We start from the raw sequence: 16278 nt of genomic DNA, 5'->3' as shown, positions 1-16278 counted from the left end.
GATCAAGAGATCGTTCCAAACCCTACAAACGAAAACGGCCAACCCTGAGGTCAGCCGTTGCTGAGTATTGTCACTGTTCATAAGTTATGCGAGTCGCCCTCGTACCTCCTGCTTGACGCCCCATCCTTCGATGATGCCGCCCAAAGGCTCGACCACCGCCTCGAAATCCTGCTCAAAATCGCCGATGCCGTCATAAGTGGCGTACATCACTTTGCTCAGCTCCAGGTACCACGCGCCGTCATCGCGCACGCTGATTTGTGCATTCAAGGATTCACCACAGTAATGCCCTGCCGCCCTGCGCGCCCGCTCCTCGTCCGGGAAAATGGCGTAGAACTCGATGGGATGGAATCGTGAAAAGTCGAAACCGCCTTCTTTCATGCGGCGCAAGACGCTGGTGCTGATGTCTTCTTGATAGGCTGTGCTCATGAAACGTCCCCCTCAGACTGATGGATAGACTTTCCGTATTCCCGGCACTCGCAACCGAATGGGGCGAGCGATGCGGCAACAACGTTGCCGGTGGGAAGCAAGCATGTAGCTGACAAGACCAGACCTTAGCGATCCGTTCGCTGATCTCGATTGCAGAGTAGCCTCAAGATAGAGCCGCTGCCAAGGCCTGGTTAGGAATGTGACAGGAGATGTTCAGATTGGCGTGATGCTGAGGATTTCAATGCTGTACTGGGACTTCAGACTTTTGACAGTCGGATCATCGGTGCGCCCTTCCAGATCGTTGAGGTCCAGTTCGGCAGCCACAGGCAGACACCGGGCGCGAATGAGTTTCGCAGCTTGCTCGTTGTTCGGGCATTCATCGCTCTCGAACACCTCGTCAACTTGTTCACCGTGATCATCAACGAAAGTGACTTTCCACTTTTGCATCAGGTGCCTCCTCGATAAAACCCATGGATGGGCTTACATGTATCTCGACATTCTTCCCCGGCCAATCGTTCAACCGGACCTTCTACATCTTTAAGTGAAGCATGCCTTCATAGAGGGTTTCCAGGTACTCGCTGGTCGGGTGTTGCTCATGGGAAGTGCTCCGATGAATGCGGTGGCAACGGACGGTTACCTGCCCATGATGGTCACTGTCAAATCCTTACGTTGCCCCTTGGCCCGGCAATAGCCCAGATGATCAGGCCCAGCACCGGCAGCAGCAGGATCAGCAGCACCCAGATGATTTTCATCCCTGTGTCGGCACCACTTTTGAGCACGTTGATGATTGCCCAGATATCCAGGGCAAGAATAATCAGGCCAATCAGACCGTTGAACGTGGAACCCATGGTGTTGCTCCTAAGAGTGGTTTGCACTCTTAGGATAGCCGGGCCTTGCGAGGGTTCCGTTTTTTAAACGTGGACGGCGATCTTGAGGGCTTCCAGCGAAGGTGCGGCAGCGATGCCGACTTGGGCACACAACTCGAGCACGCGCGGCACGTCGTTGCCGTAGACCAGCACCACTTGCAGTTCGTCGTCGAGCAACTGACTGAAGTTCATCAGCGTGTAACCGCCGTTTTCCTTGTTCATGCTGCCCATCTGCACCTGAATGCGATTGAGCGCGGTCAGGGCTTCAGTCTTGGCCAGTTGCTTGGGTTTGATATTGAAATCAACGCCGGGGCCGAACGAGGAAACGATCTGGGCGAACAGGTCCACATAGGTGTCGGCCTGGAACAGCACGGTCTCTGGAAGACTGCCGACGACGACCCACTCGCCCAGCGGAATCGGGAACGACTCGTCGTAGTTGATATCCGGATTGGCCGTCAGAAAAGCCTCGGGATCGGCGTAGGCCTGGGCCGCTTCGTCAGCAACTTTCAGGATTTCGTCATCGCTCATGCACCCGGAGCTGATTTTGCTGATGAGTTCGACGAGTGCGGCTTTCATGGGGCGGAATCCTGTAGCGAAGGAATTTTGAAGGCGCGAAGGATAGCGCATTACGCCCCGCAATTCCTGTGCGCGAGCATGGCCGGGATTGTTGACCCACATCAAGATCCGGCGCCCTGAGTAGCGGCACAATACTGGCACCTTGCCGAAACTGTTTCCGCTATCAGAGAAGACCTCCATGGGTGCCTGGCTTAGCAATATCTCGCTGAAATACAAATTCTGGGCGGTCAATGCCGTTGCCTTCGTCACCACTTTGTTGCTGGTTTTGTACGCCGTACAGCTCGAACAACAGGCCCGCAGCCATGCTTATCAGGCATCGGCACAAGCCCAGGCGCGACTGCTCAACGCCTGGCCCGCCGGGCAGCCGCTCCCCAAAGCCGATAACATGCTGACCTTCAGTCGCGGGCAGGCACCGCTGCTGAACGGGCAGCCGGTACTGGAACTGGCCGATACCAACGGCTGGGTCGAGATCAATGCCATGCCGCTGTTCGGCAACAACCCGTTGATGGGCGCTGAAGTGTTCACGCGTACGGATGGCAACCAGGTCGCGGTAATTGCTCATGGTCCGAGCCTGACCCAGGTGTTTAGCGAGCGTTTTCCCAACTATGCCGTGGCGGTCGCGATCCTGATGCTGGCGATGCTCGGCGCTTCGCAATTGTTGATCCGCTTCCTGCTCAGCCAACTCAATACGCTGAAGGACGTGATGCTTCACGTCGAGAAAACCGGTGACCTGTCGGCCCGTGTGCCGCTGGCCTGCACTGACGAAGTCGGGCAAATGGCCAATGCCTTCAACGCCATGCAGGCCGGTTACCAGCGAGTGGTCAACACCGTCGCCAGCACCGCCCGGCAACTGGATGTCGGCGCGGCAAGGCTTGCGTCGAGCATGAACGAGGTGCGTCACGGCATGCTCGGCCAGCAAAGCGAAACCGATCAGGCCGCTACGGCGATCAACGAAATGACCGCCACGGTTTATCACATTGCCCAGCACGCCGGCGCCACCCGCGACCTCTCGCAAACCGCCGACACCCTGGCCGGCAGCGGGCAAGAAGTGGTCAGTCGGGTGCAGAAGTCGATTGCCGGCCTGTCCAGCGGGGTGCAGCAGACTGCCGAGATGATTCAGCGTCTGGCCGAGGACAGTCAGAAGATCAACGGCGTGGTCAGTGTGATTCACAGCATCGCCGAGCAGACCAATCTGCTGGCGCTGAACGCAGCGATTGAAGCGGCCCGTGCCGGTGAAATGGGACGCGGTTTCGCGGTGGTCGCCGATGAAGTGCGCAACCTGGCCAAACGTGTCCAGACCTCCACGGACGAGATCACGATCATGGTTTCGGCGTTGCAGGCCGGGACCCGGGACGCGGTGGATTTCATGCAGGAAAGTTCGTTCAAGGCCGACGATTGCGTGCAGCAGGCTCAGGAGGCCGGCGCAGCCTTGGTGGAAATCACCAGCGCCGTGGCACAGATGCGTGAAAGCAATACGCAGATCGCCGTGGCGGCCGAGCAGCAGAGCCACGTTGCGGAGGAGATGAATCGGTCGATAGTGAGCATTCGCGACGTCACCGAGACCACCGTGCAGCAGACGGTGAATTCGGCGACCACCAGCCATGAACTGGCAGCGTTGGCCGGGGAACTGAGCAAGGCTATCGGTCAGCTCAAACTGTAAGGTCCTCATCGCGGGCAAGCCTGGCTCCTACAGTATTGGAGGTGTTCGCAAACCCTGCGAACGACATCAATCTGTAGGAGCAAGGCTTACCCGCGATAGCGTCAGCCCGGCCAACATCAATATTGAACATGACACCTATCACTCCGATAGCCAGCCTCGATTCGCCGACTGGTTTGCCCCGGCCTATTCTTTGTTCAAGAGCCTCAACGAACCAAGGATTACCATCATGGGCAAACGTCACCCCAACCTCCCCTCCTGGCAATGGCGAGCGTACCCGAACAATCACCAGCACCCGACCAATCTGGTGCTGCACCTGATTGCCGTGCCGCTGTTCATCGTGGGGTTTCTGCTGATTGTCTCGGGAGTGTTCAGTCTGAGTTTCGCGAATGTCGCGATTGGCGTCATCGGCCTGCTCGCCGCCCTCGGCCTGCAACGCCACGGTCACAGCCTGGAGGCGCAATCCTCCGAACCGTTCAGTGATCGCAAAGATGCCGTGTCGCGCTTGCTGGTCGAGCAGTTTCTGACCTTCCCACGGTTCTTCCTGAGCGGCCGCTGGTGGCGCGCCTGGCGTGAGCGCCACCGCCGTCACTGATCAGGCGAAAATCGTCACCGTCTGCCGGCTCATGGCAATCAACTGACCGTCCGCGTTCCACAATTTCGCGGCCGCATGACCGTAGCCGTCAGCGGCATGCTCGATCTCGACGAAGTATTTGCACCAGTCCAGCGTGCTCAGTTCAAGCAACGGCTGGACGAATTCAATGGTCCAGGTCAGCGTGCTGCCCATCGCCGGTTTTTTCAGGTGCGGCAACAGCGCCGGTGGCCAGGCGTCGACCAGCGCCAGGATATGCGACTCGCTGACCGCCTCTTCCTTCACGTCCCCACGCAAGCGCACCCAGCCGCCCATCTCGCGGGATTTATTGCCCGTGAATGGCAGACCGCCGACGCTCCAGCGCATCGCCAAATGGCGCATGAATTCCGGGGTCACACCTTTGATGTAAGGCAGTTCCTGACAGTCATCCCAGTGCTTCATCTCGGGTGCCGGTTGGGCGATCACCGCCACTTCCGACGGTCGCGAGGCGCCGAAGCTGCCCTGGACCAATGTCACCACCTGGCCGTTCTGCATTGCCCGACCCAGCACCTGGCTGACCGCTTTGCCTTCGCGCAGCACATCGACTTCAAAACTGACCGGCACCTCAGGCTCGACCGGGCCGACAAAGGTGATCGCCAGCGAACGCACCGGACGATCCGCCGGCACTTTCGCGCGCATGGCTTCGTACTGCAAGGCGGCCACCAGGCCACCGAAACTGGCACGCCCCTGAGCCCATTCGGCCGGGATGGACAACTCCTGCGGCTGGCTGCGGACAGCGTCGAGCAGATCGGAAAAGCGCATGAAAACCTCGGTGTGGGAAAAGGATGAAGGGATCTTAACCAGCCTGCGAGGATGGCACAGCGCTTATACCGGCCAAAGAGACTGACAGATAGGCCGTGTGCCGAACATCGATTCCAGATTCAACAGTGATCACTGTGGGAGCGAGCCTGCTCGCGAAAGCGGCACTTCAGCCACATCCATGTTGGATGTGAAAACGCTTTCGCGAGCAGGCTCGCTCCCACAGGGATATGTGGTGGTTTCAGGATTTGAAGCAAGCGGCGCTGAGTTTGTCGAGGACGCGGTCTGCGCGGCCTTCGGCCTTGGTCATGGCGGTTTTCCAGGCCGCGACGCAGGGTTGCAAATCGGTTTCCTTCTCAGCCATGGCCAGCCATTGCAAGCAATCGTGCCAATCGCCCAAGGCACTTTGCGCGGCCTTCAAGTGCGGCATCGCTGCTTTCGGCAGTCGATCCAGTTCGGGATAGGCTTCGATGCCGTAACGCACACGCTTGATCAGCAGGCGCAAACGGTGGCGATCATGCGCCGGATCGTGCAGGGCTTTGTCGAGTTTTTTCCACTGCTTGGCCAAACGTTTTTCGATCCGCTGACGCAAGCCCTTGAGCAACCCCTGACGCTGGGAGGCCCGCAGAAAACGCGGAAAAGCGTCGAGGATCATCAGCAACTGCGCCACTTCAGGACTCGTCGCGACCGCCGGGTAAGCCTCGGCCATCTGCGCCATACGCCGATGGGCAGCCTCGGGTTGATCATGCTCGAGCAGGTACGCCGCCAGCACTTCGCGATCGCGCAACGGCGTGGTCAGGTCGCCGACCCGGGACGCCGCCGCTTCCAGCTGTTCGACACCGGGCAAGCCGCGCAATGGCCGCAGCAGACTGCGCAAACGGCGAACCGTGGTGCGCAGATCGTGCAGCGCTTCAGGGTCGGTGCGCGCACTCAAGCGTGCCTGACAGGCCAGCAAACGGACTTCCAGGCCCAGAACATGGGCCACCAACCGGTTAATCATGGGGATTTACTCCGTAAACAGCTGCAAGCCGCCAGCCGAAATCCGGGGCGACCGACTTATTGCTTGCAGCTTAGAGCTTAGAGCGGCTTTCAGCGCCCCGCGCGCGATTCACGAATATAAAAACGCGCCTTTTCGGCCTTCTTGGTGCAGCCTTCGAACGCCTCGAATTGCTGCTGGGTCTTGGCGCCGGTCAGCAACGACAAGGCCTTGGAGTAACTGACAGTCCCGGCGAAGCCCTCGACCTTGGCCAGATCCAGTTCGCGCCAAGCGGCGTCGAGCTGGCTGTCGCAGCTGTCGCGGTAAGCGGTTTTACCGGCACAACCGGCAAGTGCCAGGGCAATCAACGGCACACAGATCCAGGCTTTCATTATTCACACCTCAAAAATAGGTCAACAGTCGTGCAGTTAAGACGGTCCGGCGCGTGAAAAGTGCCTTGGTCCCGCCGCGGAAACTCTAGCGCTCGCGAGAATACCCATCAGCCGCCAAAGAGTGTCGAAAAAACGACGCCCTCGCTTCGCGGAACGACCTTAGCGATTGAAGCGCGCCCCTCGATGGGTGCATTGTTGAACCTTGTCAGACGAGGGCGATTCATGAAAAAGCGTGTCGCGCTAGTGCTGGGCTCGGGTGGGGCCCGGGGCTACGCCCATATCGGGGTCATTGAAGAGATCGAACGGCGTGGCTACGACATCGCCTGCATTGCCGGATGTTCCATGGGCGCAGTGGTCGGCGGGATCTATGCCGCCGGCAAACTCGACGATTATCGCAATTGGATCGAAAGCCTGGATTACCTCGACGTCTTGCGTCTGGTGGACGTCAGTTTTCGTCTGGGCGCGATTCGCGGGGAGAAGGTTTTCGGGCAGATCCGCAAGATCGTCGGCGAGATCAATATTGAAGATTTGCGCATCCCCTACACGGCCGTGGCCACCGACCTGACCAACCAACAGGAAATCTGGTTCCAGGAAGGCTGCCTGCACCAGGCCATGCGCGCCTCGGCGGCGATTCCCAGCCTGTTCACCCCGGTGATGCAGGGCAACCGCATGCTGGTGGACGGCGGCATCCTCAACCCTTTACCGATCGTGCCGGTGGTGTCGAGTCATTGCGACCTGATCATCGCGGTCAACCTCAACTCCACCAACCAGCGCCACTATCAATTGCCGGTGATCCAGCGCCCGGCGGCGTTCAAGACCCGTTTCGACAGCCTGATCAATTCGCTCGGTTCAAAAATGCCCTTCCGCCGCAAACAGGCAGAACAATTGCTGCGGCTGGAAAAGGAAGCGTTGATGGCAGAAGCGGCCGATATCAACCCCTGGATCGAATCCGCCGAACCGGAGGCCCAGCAACCGGCGGCCGCCCCCGAACGCGCCGGCGCGCCGAAGTCCGCCACCGGCTCGTTCATCATCGACAACGTTGGGCCGGCCTCTTTGCTCGACCTGATCAACCAGAGTTTCGAGGTGATGCAGACGTCATTGGCGCAGTACAAGATCGCTGGTTATCCGCCGGATATTTTGATCAACGTGCCAAAACGGGTGTGCCGGTTTTTCGAGTTCTATAAAGCGCCGGAGCTGATCGCGCTGGGACGGGAAATTGCGCGGGATACGATGGATCGGTATGAGAATGAGCGGGATTCCTGAGATTCTCGAGTGAATGAAGGGGCCCCATCGCGATCAGGCTCGCTCCCACAGTGGATTTAAGTGATACACAAATTTTATGACCACCAAAGATCAAATGTGGGAGCGAGCCTGCTCGCGATGGGGCCGGATAATCCAACACAACAACTAAAGGCTGTCCTCACTCAACAACCGATACCCAACCCCCGCCTCAGTCACGATAAACCGCGGCTGAGTCGGATCATCCGCCAGTTTCTGGCGCAGGTGCCCGACCACAATCCGCAGGTAGTGAGTGTCCTCGGTATGGGTCGGCCCCCAAATATCCTTGAGCAATTGCTGCTGGGTGATGACCCGTCCCGGGTGTCGCGCCAGTTGTGCCAGCACCGCGTATTCCTTGCGGGTCAGCGCGACTTCGGTGCCGTCGAGCAACACCCGCCGATACGCCAGATCGACGGTCAACGGACCGAACATCAGCGCCGCTTGTTGAGCTTCTCCCGCCGGAGCCTGGCGCAACAAGGCACGCACCCGTGCCAGAAATTCCTGAATGCCAAACGGCTTGGTCACGTAGTCGTTGGCGCCGTTGTCGAGCGCTTCGACTTTCTGCCCTTCACTGGCGCGCACCGAGAGCACCAGCACCGGCACCGTCGACCACTCGCGAAATTCGCGCAGCACTTGCTGGCCGTCCATGTCCGGCAGGCCGAGGTCGAGTACCAGCAGGTCCGGTTTATTCAGTGCTGCCTGGGCCAGGCCCTCGGTGCCAGTGCCGGCCTCCAGCACTTTGTAGCCCTGGGAAACAAGGCTGATGCGCAGAAACTTACGGATCTGCGGTTCGTCGTCAATGACCAAAATGGTCGCGGTCTGGCTCATGAATTCACATCAACACAAAGAAGTGGCAAGAGAGTAACGCAAGCATGATCAGGCTTCACTTTCGGCTCTTAATTTTCAAAGGCCGGCTGAGCCTGCAACGGCAGGTGCAAGGTGATGCAGGTGCCGCGCCCTTCGATGCCATCGGCGACACTGATCCGCCCGCCATGGGCACCGACCATGCCCTGACAGATCGCCAGCCCCAGCCCGGTGCCTTGCCCGCCACGATCACCGCGCGCGGCGGTGTAGAACATGTCGAAAATCTTCGCTCGCTCATCGTGCGGAATCCCCGGCCCCTCATCGCTCACCGAAAAAAACAGCTCGCTGTCATCGGCTCCGGCGCGCAATTGCAGGCGACCGTGAGACGGTGAAAACCGCGCGGCGTTTTCCAGCACGTTGACCAGCGCCTGTTCGATCAGCGCGGCGTGGACGTACAGCAGCGGCAACTCTGGCGGCACTTCGGTGGTCACTTGCAACGGCGCCAGCACAGCGCGCAGACGATTGAGCGAACTGCCGACGATGTCGGCCGGCGACACCCAGTCCCGCGCCAGCTTCAGGGCGCCGTGCCCGAGACGGGTCATGTCCAGCAGGTTCTGGATGTAGCGATCGAGACGCTCGGCTTCATCGCGAGTGCCTTCAAGCAGTTCGCGGCGATCCTCCAGCGGGATCGCTTCACCGAGGGCCAACAGGCTGTCGATGCTGCCGCGCATGGAGGTCAGCGGTGTGCGCAAATCGTGGGACACCGAGGCCAGCAAGGCACTGCGCAACTGCTCGGTTTCGCCGTGCAGCCTCGCGGCTTCCAGGTCTTCGGCCAATTGCGCACGGGCCAGTGCCTGAGCCAGCGGTTGGCTCAGCGCGGTCAACAAACGCCGACGCTGACCGCTCAAGGTCTGACCCTCTTTTGCACACACACCGAGCAATGCCAACGGCCCGTCTTCCACCGACAACGGCCACCACCACCAACGCCCGAACGGTAGCGTGCCGGTGCCCGCGCCGGCCGGTTGATCGTGTTGCCAAGCCCAATCGGCGGCAGCGCGCTCGGCTTCGGAGAACTCCAGCGGGCCACCGGTTTCGACTTTCCAGCCACCCTGTCCGTCTTGATTGAGCAGGCAGAGTTGCAGATCACTCCAGCCATTGAGGTGCTGGGCCGCTGCGCTGACCACCGCCTGGCGGTCGGTGGCGGCAGTGAGTTTGCGCGACAGGTCGAGCAGTTCGGTGGTCTCTTCCTGAGTGTCGCGCAGCGCCTGCAATTGGCGCCGTTGCCGGGCCGCGAGGTTACCGGTCAGCGCTGCCATCAGCAGGAAGAACAGCAAGGTCAGCACGTCTTCTTCGCGCTGGATGCGGAAGGAAAAATTCGGCGGGATGAACAGAAAGTCATAGGTCAGAAACGACAACGCCGCACAGGCCAGCGCCGGGCCGAGGCTGCTGCGCACCGCCACCAGCAACACCGCCGCGAGGAACACCAGCGAAATATTGGGCAGTGGCAAAACACTCGACACCGCCCAGGCCAAGGCACTGGCGAGCACCGTCGCCACCAGCGCCAGCGCGTAGTCGAACCACACCAGTGACTGCGCCGAACGCTGACGCGGCTGATGCTGTTCGTGATCGCTGTCGAGGACGTTGATTTCCAGCCCGCGCGCATTACGCAACAAACGCGACGCCAGTCCGCCGCCGAACAACCGTCGACGCAATCGCTGCCGGGACTGACCGACCAACACCAAACTCGCGCGGCGTTCGGCGGCGTGCTGGATCAGGGTTTTCGCCACCTCGCCGGCGCGCAGCAGCACCACTTCACCGCCGAGGCGTTCGGCCAATTGCTGGGCGCTTTGCAGGCGCAGGCGAGACTGCTCGTCACGCACACTGCCGTTGTCTACATGCACCAGGCTCCACGGCAAATGTCGACGCTGAGCGACGCGACTGGCATGACGCACCAGGCGTTCGGCCTGAGCATCGCCATCGACGCCGACCAGCAGGCGACCGCGTACCGCCGGTGCCGCTTGGCCGAGCTGGCGATAGCCCTGGGCCAAATCATCATCGACCTGAGCGGCGGCGGTTTGCATCGCCAGTTCCCGCAGGGCCGTGAGGTTGGTCTGGGTGAAGAAAGCGTCGATCGCCGCCCTCGCCTGCTCCGGCACGTAGACCTTGCCATCGCGCAGACGCTCGAGCAGCTCGCGCGGTGGCAGGTCGATCAGCAGCAGCTCATAGGCTTCTTGCAGCACCCAGTCCGGCAGGGTTTCGCGGACCTGCACGCCCGTGATGCCACGCACTTTGTCGTTAAGACTTTCCAGGTGCTGGACGTTGACCGTGGTGAACACGTCGATGCCTGCAGCGAGCAGTTCCTGAATGTCTTGCCAGCGTTTCGCGTGACGACTGCCGGGCGCGTTGCTGTGGGCCAGTTCGTCCACCAGCACCAGTTTCGGTTTGGCCGCGAGCAGGCCGTCGAGGTCCATTTCTTCGAGCATCACGCCACGGTATTCCGAGCGCACCAACGGCTGCTGCGGCAAGCCGCCGAGCAGCGCTTCGGTCTCGGCGCGACCGTGGGTTTCGACCACGCCGGCAATGACTTTCACGCCCTGACGCAATTGGGTGTGGGCCGCTTGCAGCATGGCGTAGGTCTTGCCGACACCGGGTGCGGCGCCGAGAAAAACCTTGAGCCGGCCACGGCCGTCGCGGGGCAGGTCTGCTAACAGCGCGTCGGCGCGGCCGGAGTCACTCATGTTCGGGGATCTCTTTCATTCAGATGTTGATAGGGTGACTGTTCTGCCGCCATCGCGAGCAGGCTCGCTCCCACAGGGGAATGCATTCCAAAATGTGGGAGTGAGCCTGCTCGCGATGGCAGCACCACCGATCTACAGGTTTTCCAGCGCGATGTTTAGCGCCAGTATATTCACCACCGGCGGGCCAACGAGTGGCTGCTCGATGTGCGCATCCATCAACTGCTGAAGCGTAGACACCGGCAAATTGCGCGCCGCCGCAACACGCGCCAGTTGATAGGCAATCGCGGCCGGAGGCAAGTGTGGATCGAGGCCGCTGCCGGAGGTGGTGAGCATAGCCAACGGGACTGGGCCCTGACCCGGTACCTGCAGTTTGTTGGCATCGTCGATCACCCGAGTGGCCAGGGCCGGGTTGCTCGGCGAAAAGTTGCTGGCACTGCTCGACACAGTGGCAAATGCACCGGCCGATGGCCGTGGATGGAACCAGGCGTCGCCGACGAAATCTTGCGCAATCAGCGACGAGCCGCGGACCTTGCCGTCGGCATCATGGACCAGGCTGCCGTTGGCCTGATCGGGGAACGCGACCTGGGCTACACCGGTGACCACTAGTGGGTAGGCGACGCCGGTGATCAGGGTCATCAGGACGAGCAGGCTCAGGGCCGGGCGTATCATTGTGGACATTTCAGAATCCTCGAAATTGGAGAAGTTGTGGCGTGTTAGGGAAATCCACCCCTCACCCCAGCCCTCTCCCCACGGGGGAGAGGGGGAAAGGGAGCCGATCTGCGTTGCTCTCAAATCTTCCATTCACCTCGGAATATCAGGTCGCTGAATTTCGCAAGGCATCCGAGATCAGTCCCCTCTCCCCACGGGCGGTCCGACGTTTCGGGAGGGTTAGGGTGAGGGGGTCGATTTCAGCCTCAAACCAAATGCAACGCCGTCAACAGCATGTCGATCGCCTTGATCCCCACAAACGGCACCACTATCCCGCCCAATCCATAGATCAACAGATTGCGTCGCAACAACGCCGACGCACTCGCCGCCTGCACGCGCACGCCGCGCAATGCCAATGGAATCAGCACCACGATGATCAAGGCGTTGAACACAATCGCCGAGAGAATTGCGCTCTGCGGACTGCTCAGGTGCATGACGTTCAGCACGCCCAGTTGCGGATAGATCGAGGCGAACAGCGCCGGCAAAATCGCGAAGTATTTGGCCACGTCGTTGGCGATGGAAAACGTCGTCAGCGCACCGCGCGTCACCAGCAATTCTTTACCAATCTGCACCACGTCCAGCAGCTTGGTCGGGTCGCTGTCGAGGTCGACCATGTTCGCCGCCTCGCGCGCCGCTTGCGTACCGTCGTTCATCGCCATGCCCACGTCCGCCTGAGCCAGGGCCGGGGCGTCGTTGGCGCCGTCGCCGCACATGGCGACCAGGCGACCGTCGTTCTGCTCGTGACGAATGCGCGCCAGTTTTTTCTCTGGAGTGGCTTCGGCCAGCACGTCATCGACACCCGCCTCGGCCGCAATCGCCGCAGCGGTCAGCGGGTTGTCACCGGTCACCATGACGGTACGGATGCCCAGTTTGCGCAGCTCGGCAAATCGCTCGCGGATGCCGGGTTTGACCACGTCCTTGAGGTGGATCGCGCCGAGCAATTTACCGTCGGCGCAGACCAGCAACGGGGTGCCGCCGCTCTGGGCGATCTTGTCGATTTCCCGGGACAGCGGCGCGGCCAGATCGGCACGTTTCAGACCGACGAAGGCCAGCAACGAATCCACCGCGCCTTTGCGATACACGCGGCCCCGATAGTCGACGCCAGACAGACGCGTCTCGGCGCTGAACGGTACGGCGGTGAGCAACTCGGTGGCCGGCTCAGGTTGTGGCTGAGTACCTCGCAGGTACTCGACGATGGATTTACCTTCAGCCGTGTCATCGGCCAGCGAGGCGAACAAGGCACCCTCGGCGAGTTCCGTGGCAGTGACGCCAGGTGCCGCGTAAACCGCGGTGCAACGACGGTTACCGAAGGTGATGGTGCCGGTCTTGTCCAGCAGCAGGACGTGTACGTCCCCCGCCGCTTCCACGGCGCGACCGGATTTGGCGATCACATTCAGACGCACCAGACGGTCCATCCCGGCGATACCAATGGCCGACAACAGACCGCCAATGGTGGTCGGAATCAGCGTGACCAATAACGCCACCAGAAACACCAGCGGCAGGCTGCCGTTGGCGAAGTGGGCGAACGGTTGCAGGGTGACGACCACCAGCAGGAAGATCAGGGTCAGGCCGATCAGCAGGATATCGAGCGCCACTTCGTTCGGGGTTTTCTGACGTTTGGCGCCTTCGACCAGGGCGATCATGCGATCGAGTGTCGACTCGCCGGGGTTGGCAGTGATGCGCACCAACAGCCAGTCGGACACCAGTCGGGTGTTGCCGGTGACAGCCGAACGGTCGCCGCCGGATTCGCGAATCACCGGCGCGGATTCACCGGTAATCGCCGCTTCGTTGACCGCGGCGATGCCTTCAATCACCTCGCCGTCACCGGGGATCATTTCCCCCGCTTCAACACGAACCACATCGCCCTTGCGCAGGCTGGTGGCCGGCACAACCTGAAAGGCGCCGTTGCCGGTTTTGCGTCGGGCGCTCAGGCCTTCACTACCGGCCTTGAGGCTGTCGGCGCGGGCCTTGCCGCGACCTTCGGCCAGTGCTTCGGCGAAGTTGGCGAACAGCACGGTGAACCACAACCACAAGGCGATTTGCGCGGCGACAAAAGTCGGCACGCTGCTGTCGGGAATGAAGCACAGCACGGTGGTCAGGATCGCGGTCAATTCGACCACCAGCATCACCGGCGCACGCTGCAATTGCCGAGGGTCGAGCTTGACGAAGGCTTGCACCAGCGCCGGACGCCAGAGGGCCGAGATCGCGGTTTTCGGTTGTTCCGGCGCCTTGACGGTGGCGGCTTTAGTTGCGGGCATATTCATCATTGACTCCTTAGAAGCCCAGGCTCAGGTGTTCGGCGATAGGACCCAGCGCCAATGACGGCAGAAAGGTCAGGCCACCCACCAGCAAAATGGTCACGGTCAACAGGGTCACGAACAGCGGGCCATGGGTCGGGAAGCTGTTCTGGCCGATCGGTGCGGTTTTCTTCATCGCCAGGCTGCCGGCCAGGGCCAGAACCGGAAGGATGTAACCGAAACGCCCAATCAACATGCCGAAGCCCAGCATCAGGTTGTGGAACGCTGTGTTCGCGCCCAATCCAGCAAACGCCGAACCGTTGTTGGCACTGGCCGAGGTGTAGGCATAAAGCAACTGACTGAAACCGTGAGGGCCGGGGTTGCTCACCGCCGCGACCGGGCCGGGCAGGCTGGCGGCAATCGCGCCGAGCACCAGCACACCGACTGGCATGACCAGCAAGGTCACGACCAGTAACTGGACTTCCTTCGCCTGCAGTTTCTTGCCGAGGTATTCCGGGGTGCGGCCGATCATCAGGCCGGCGAGGAACACCGCGATCAACACGTTCAGCAACATGCCGTAGAGCCCGGCACCGACGCCGCCGAAGATCACTTCGCCGACCATCATGTTGACCATCGCGACCATGCCGCTCAGCGGATTAAGGCTGTCGTGCATGCCGTTGACCGAACCGTTGGATGCCGCCGTGGTAGTCACCGACCACAGCACCGTGGCGGTCGTGCCGAAGCGTGCTTCCTTGCCTTCCAGCGGCGCTGTCTGTTCGACGGCGACATTGTTCAGGGTCGGGTTCGGCTGGTATTCAGCCCACAGCGACGTCGCGCCGCCGATCAGGAACAGCGCCAGCATGCAGGCGATGATCGCGCGACTCTGACGCAGGTCTTTCACGTAGTGGCCGAAGGTGAACACCAGCGCCACCGGGATCAGAATGATCGAGCCGACTTCGAACAGGTTGCTCCACGCCGTCGGGTTCTCGAACGGGTGCGCCGAGTTGACGCCGAAGAAGCCACCGCCGTTGGTGCCCAGTTGCTTGATCGCAATCTGGCTGGCGGCCGGGCCGAGCGGGATCACCTGATCGACGCCTTGCATCGTCACGGCATTTACGTACTGCGCGAAGGTTTGCGGCACGCCCTGCCAGACCAGATACAACGCCAGCAGCAGGCACTGCGGCAGCAAGCCATAGAGGGTGGCGCGGGTCATGTCGACCCAGAAGTTGCCGAGGGTTTTACTCGACTTGCGACCGATACCGCGACACAGGGCTACCAGCACGGCGAGGCCGGTGGCGGCGCTGACGAAGTTCTGCACAGTGAGGCCGACCATCTGACTCAGGTAGCTCAGGGTCGCTTCGCCGCTGTAGGACTGCCAGTTGGTGTTGGTCATGAAGCTGACGGCGGTGTTGAACGCTTGCGTCCACTCCTGGCCCGGCAGGTTTTGCGGATTCAGTGGCAAGTGATCCTGAAACAGCAGGATCGCGAACAACAGCAAAAAGCCCGCAAGGTTGAAGGCGAGCAAGGCCAGGGTGTATTTCTGCCAGCTCTGTTCGGCCTGCGGATCAACGCCGGCCACCCGGTAACACCCGCGCTCCACCGGTCCGAGAATCGGCGAAAGCCAGGTGCGCTGACCTTCCATGACCTTGTAGTAGAAGCGCCCCAGAAACGGTGCCGGAATCAGCACCAGGGCGAAGAAGGCGAGGATCAGCCAATAGTCATAACTGTGCATAGCCGCTCCTAGTTCCGGTCCGCGCGCAACAGCGCAACCAACAGATAAATGAACAGCCCCACTGCCAATAGCAGCGACACTCCGTCCAGAACGCTCATGGAAATTCTCCGTGTTACGGCGTATTGCCGCGTGTGGATCCATTGTCGGCAGGGAGGCTGTAAAGGAACGAGAGCGAGGGGTGTGGCGGGGAATAAAGAATGCGTAAAGAGTGGGTTTATGGCTTTGTTACAGCTTGGTTTTGTGGCGCTTGGACGGGCCTCATCGCGAGCAGGCTCGCTCCCACAGGGGTTCGGGGTGTCCGGGCAACTGCATTCCAAATGTGGGAGCGAGCCTGCTCGCGAAGGCGGCATAACAAGCGACACTGCTCCCAACTGGCGCACAAAAAACAGTCATTCGGGGGCAAACATCCTCGATACGACGCCTTTCGGCACTTTACGACCGCTCTCACAACACTGGCACGCCCACTGCAAACGCCCTCTCCCGAGCTTTCCAAAACCG

At 60.9% G+C, this 16278-nt stretch carries 16 protein-coding genes; 3 read left to right on the top strand and 13 right to left on the bottom strand.

What is annotated here, in order from left to right:
- Positions 1 to 84: 84 nt before the first annotated feature.
- The 4 genes from ACYZUA_RS11370 to ACYZUA_RS11355 form a co-directional block, all read right to left on the bottom strand.
- Complete coding sequence (locus tag ACYZUA_RS11370; protein WP_008148805.1) at positions 85 to 426, bottom strand: ribonuclease E inhibitor RraB; 342 nt, start codon at positions 424 to 426, stop codon at positions 85 to 87.
- Between the two features lie 213 nt (positions 427 to 639).
- Entirely contained in the window at positions 640 to 873 is a 234-nt protein-coding gene (locus ACYZUA_RS11365) for a hypothetical protein (protein ID WP_283190331.1), read from the bottom strand.
- Positions 874 to 1082: 209 nt separating this feature from the next.
- Positions 1083 to 1274 carry a PLDc N-terminal domain-containing protein gene (locus tag ACYZUA_RS11360; RefSeq protein WP_008148797.1) on the bottom strand — a complete coding sequence of 64 codons (192 nt, stop codon included), beginning with the start codon at positions 1272 to 1274 and terminating at the stop codon, positions 1083 to 1085.
- A gap of 63 nt (positions 1275 to 1337) precedes the next feature.
- The gene (locus tag ACYZUA_RS11355; RefSeq protein ID WP_461963166.1) at positions 1338 to 1868 is read right to left on the bottom strand and encodes a hypothetical protein; all 531 of its coding nucleotides are present in this window, start codon (positions 1866 to 1868) and stop codon (positions 1338 to 1340) included.
- Between the two features lie 178 nt (positions 1869 to 2046).
- Between ACYZUA_RS11355 and ACYZUA_RS11350 the strand changes: the two genes are divergently transcribed.
- Both ACYZUA_RS11350 and ACYZUA_RS11345 read left to right on the top strand, forming a co-directional pair.
- Entirely contained in the window at positions 2047 to 3528 is a 1482-nt protein-coding gene (locus ACYZUA_RS11350; protein WP_461963165.1) for a methyl-accepting chemotaxis protein, read from the top strand.
- Positions 3529 to 3754: 226 nt separating this feature from the next.
- Entirely contained in the window at positions 3755 to 4120 is a 366-nt protein-coding gene (locus ACYZUA_RS11345) for a terminase (protein ID WP_461963164.1), read from the top strand.
- On the opposite strand, the gene ACYZUA_RS11340 is transcribed toward ACYZUA_RS11345, so the two are convergent.
- The 3 genes from ACYZUA_RS11340 to ACYZUA_RS11330 all read right to left on the bottom strand — a co-directional run bounded on the left by ACYZUA_RS11340 (position 4121) and on the right by ACYZUA_RS11330 (position 6283).
- Entirely contained in the window at positions 4121 to 4918 is a 798-nt protein-coding gene (locus ACYZUA_RS11340) for an acyl-CoA thioesterase (protein WP_461963163.1), read from the bottom strand. It abuts the gene before it with no gap.
- A gap of 238 nt (positions 4919 to 5156) precedes the next feature.
- On the bottom strand, positions 5157 to 5915 hold the full coding sequence (locus tag ACYZUA_RS11335; RefSeq protein WP_461963162.1) for a CHAD domain-containing protein: 759 nt from the start codon (positions 5913 to 5915) through the stop codon (positions 5157 to 5159).
- Between the two features lie 89 nt (positions 5916 to 6004).
- Positions 6005 to 6283 (bottom strand): hypothetical protein, encoded by a 279-nt coding sequence (locus ACYZUA_RS11330; protein WP_461963161.1) that lies wholly within the window; start codon positions 6281 to 6283, stop codon positions 6005 to 6007.
- Between the two features lie 222 nt (positions 6284 to 6505).
- On the opposite strand from ACYZUA_RS11330, the gene ACYZUA_RS11325 reads away from it, so the two are divergent.
- Positions 6506 to 7546, top strand: coding sequence for a patatin-like phospholipase family protein (locus ACYZUA_RS11325; protein ID WP_461963160.1), 1041 nt, complete (start codon positions 6506 to 6508; stop codon positions 7544 to 7546).
- Positions 7547 to 7690: 144 nt separating this feature from the next.
- Here ACYZUA_RS11325 and ACYZUA_RS11320 read toward each other — a convergent pair whose 3' ends face one another.
- From ACYZUA_RS11320 to kdpF, 6 genes are all read right to left on the bottom strand, one after another.
- Positions 7691 to 8389: a response regulator gene (locus ACYZUA_RS11320; RefSeq protein WP_461963159.1), complete on the bottom strand. Its 699-nt coding sequence runs from the start codon at positions 8387 to 8389 to the stop codon at positions 7691 to 7693.
- A gap of 68 nt (positions 8390 to 8457) precedes the next feature.
- Positions 8458 to 11103, bottom strand: a complete 2646-nt coding sequence (locus ACYZUA_RS11315; RefSeq protein ID WP_461963158.1) for a DUF4118 domain-containing protein — start codon at positions 11101 to 11103, stop codon at positions 8458 to 8460.
- Between the two features lie 132 nt (positions 11104 to 11235).
- Entirely contained in the window at positions 11236 to 11781 is a 546-nt protein-coding gene (gene kdpC, locus ACYZUA_RS11310; RefSeq protein ID WP_461963156.1) for a potassium-transporting ATPase subunit KdpC, read from the bottom strand.
- 236 nt (positions 11782 to 12017) lie between these two features.
- On the bottom strand, positions 12018 to 14075 hold the full coding sequence (kdpB, locus tag ACYZUA_RS11305; RefSeq protein ID WP_461963155.1) for a potassium-transporting ATPase subunit KdpB: 2058 nt from the start codon (positions 14073 to 14075) through the stop codon (positions 12018 to 12020).
- 10 nt (positions 14076 to 14085) lie between these two features.
- Entirely contained in the window at positions 14086 to 15780 is a 1695-nt protein-coding gene (gene kdpA / locus ACYZUA_RS11300; protein WP_461963154.1) for a potassium-transporting ATPase subunit KdpA, read from the bottom strand.
- Between the two features lie 8 nt (positions 15781 to 15788).
- Positions 15789 to 15878, bottom strand: a complete 90-nt coding sequence (kdpF, locus tag ACYZUA_RS11295) for a K(+)-transporting ATPase subunit F (protein WP_007899818.1) — start codon at positions 15876 to 15878, stop codon at positions 15789 to 15791.
- Between the last annotated feature and the right edge of the window lie 400 nt (positions 15879 to 16278).

The organism is Pseudomonas sp. LS2P72 (assembly GCF_054897865.1).
Note: the sequence above shows the minus strand (reverse complement) of the source record. Positions and strands in the feature narration are given on the sequence as shown.

Excerpts from the sequence above, each read along its gene's own strand:
- ACYZUA_RS11345 (WP_461963164.1), top strand. The coding sequence starts at position 3,755 with ATGGGCAAACGTCACCCCAACCTCCCCTCCTGGCAATGGCGAGCGTAC.
- kdpC (WP_461963156.1), bottom strand. The coding sequence starts at position 11,781 with ATGTCCACAATGATACGCCCGGCCCTGAGCCTGCTCGTCCTGATGACC.
- kdpA (WP_461963154.1), bottom strand. The coding sequence starts at position 15,780 with ATGCACAGTTATGACTATTGGCTGATCCTCGCCTTCTTCGCCCTGGTG.
- ACYZUA_RS11325 (WP_461963160.1), top strand. The coding sequence starts at position 6,506 with ATGAAAAAGCGTGTCGCGCTAGTGCTGGGCTCGGGTGGGGCCCGGGGC.
- ACYZUA_RS11315 (WP_461963158.1), bottom strand. The coding sequence starts at position 11,103 with ATGAGTGACTCCGGCCGCGCCGACGCGCTGTTAGCAGACCTGCCCCGC.
- ACYZUA_RS11335 (WP_461963162.1), bottom strand. The coding sequence starts at position 5,915 with ATGATTAACCGGTTGGTGGCCCATGTTCTGGGCCTGGAAGTCCGTTTG.
- kdpB (WP_461963155.1), bottom strand. The coding sequence starts at position 14,075 with ATGAATATGCCCGCAACTAAAGCCGCCACCGTCAAGGCGCCGGAACAA.
- ACYZUA_RS11330 (WP_461963161.1), bottom strand. The coding sequence starts at position 6,283 with ATGAAAGCCTGGATCTGTGTGCCGTTGATTGCCCTGGCACTTGCCGGT.
- ACYZUA_RS11370 (WP_008148805.1), bottom strand. The coding sequence starts at position 426 with ATGAGCACAGCCTATCAAGAAGACATCAGCACCAGCGTCTTGCGCCGC.
- ACYZUA_RS11355 (WP_461963166.1), bottom strand. The coding sequence starts at position 1,868 with ATGAAAGCCGCACTCGTCGAACTCATCAGCAAAATCAGCTCCGGGTGC.
- ACYZUA_RS11365 (WP_283190331.1), bottom strand. The coding sequence starts at position 873 with ATGCAAAAGTGGAAAGTCACTTTCGTTGATGATCACGGTGAACAAGTT.
- ACYZUA_RS11350 (WP_461963165.1), top strand. The coding sequence starts at position 2,047 with ATGGGTGCCTGGCTTAGCAATATCTCGCTGAAATACAAATTCTGGGCG.
- ACYZUA_RS11320 (WP_461963159.1), bottom strand. The coding sequence starts at position 8,389 with ATGAGCCAGACCGCGACCATTTTGGTCATTGACGACGAACCGCAGATC.
- kdpF (WP_007899818.1), bottom strand. The coding sequence starts at position 15,878 with ATGAGCGTTCTGGACGGAGTGTCGCTGCTATTGGCAGTGGGGCTGTTC.
- ACYZUA_RS11360 (WP_008148797.1), bottom strand. The coding sequence starts at position 1,274 with ATGGGTTCCACGTTCAACGGTCTGATTGGCCTGATTATTCTTGCCCTG.
- ACYZUA_RS11340 (WP_461963163.1), bottom strand. The coding sequence starts at position 4,918 with ATGCGCTTTTCCGATCTGCTCGACGCTGTCCGCAGCCAGCCGCAGGAG.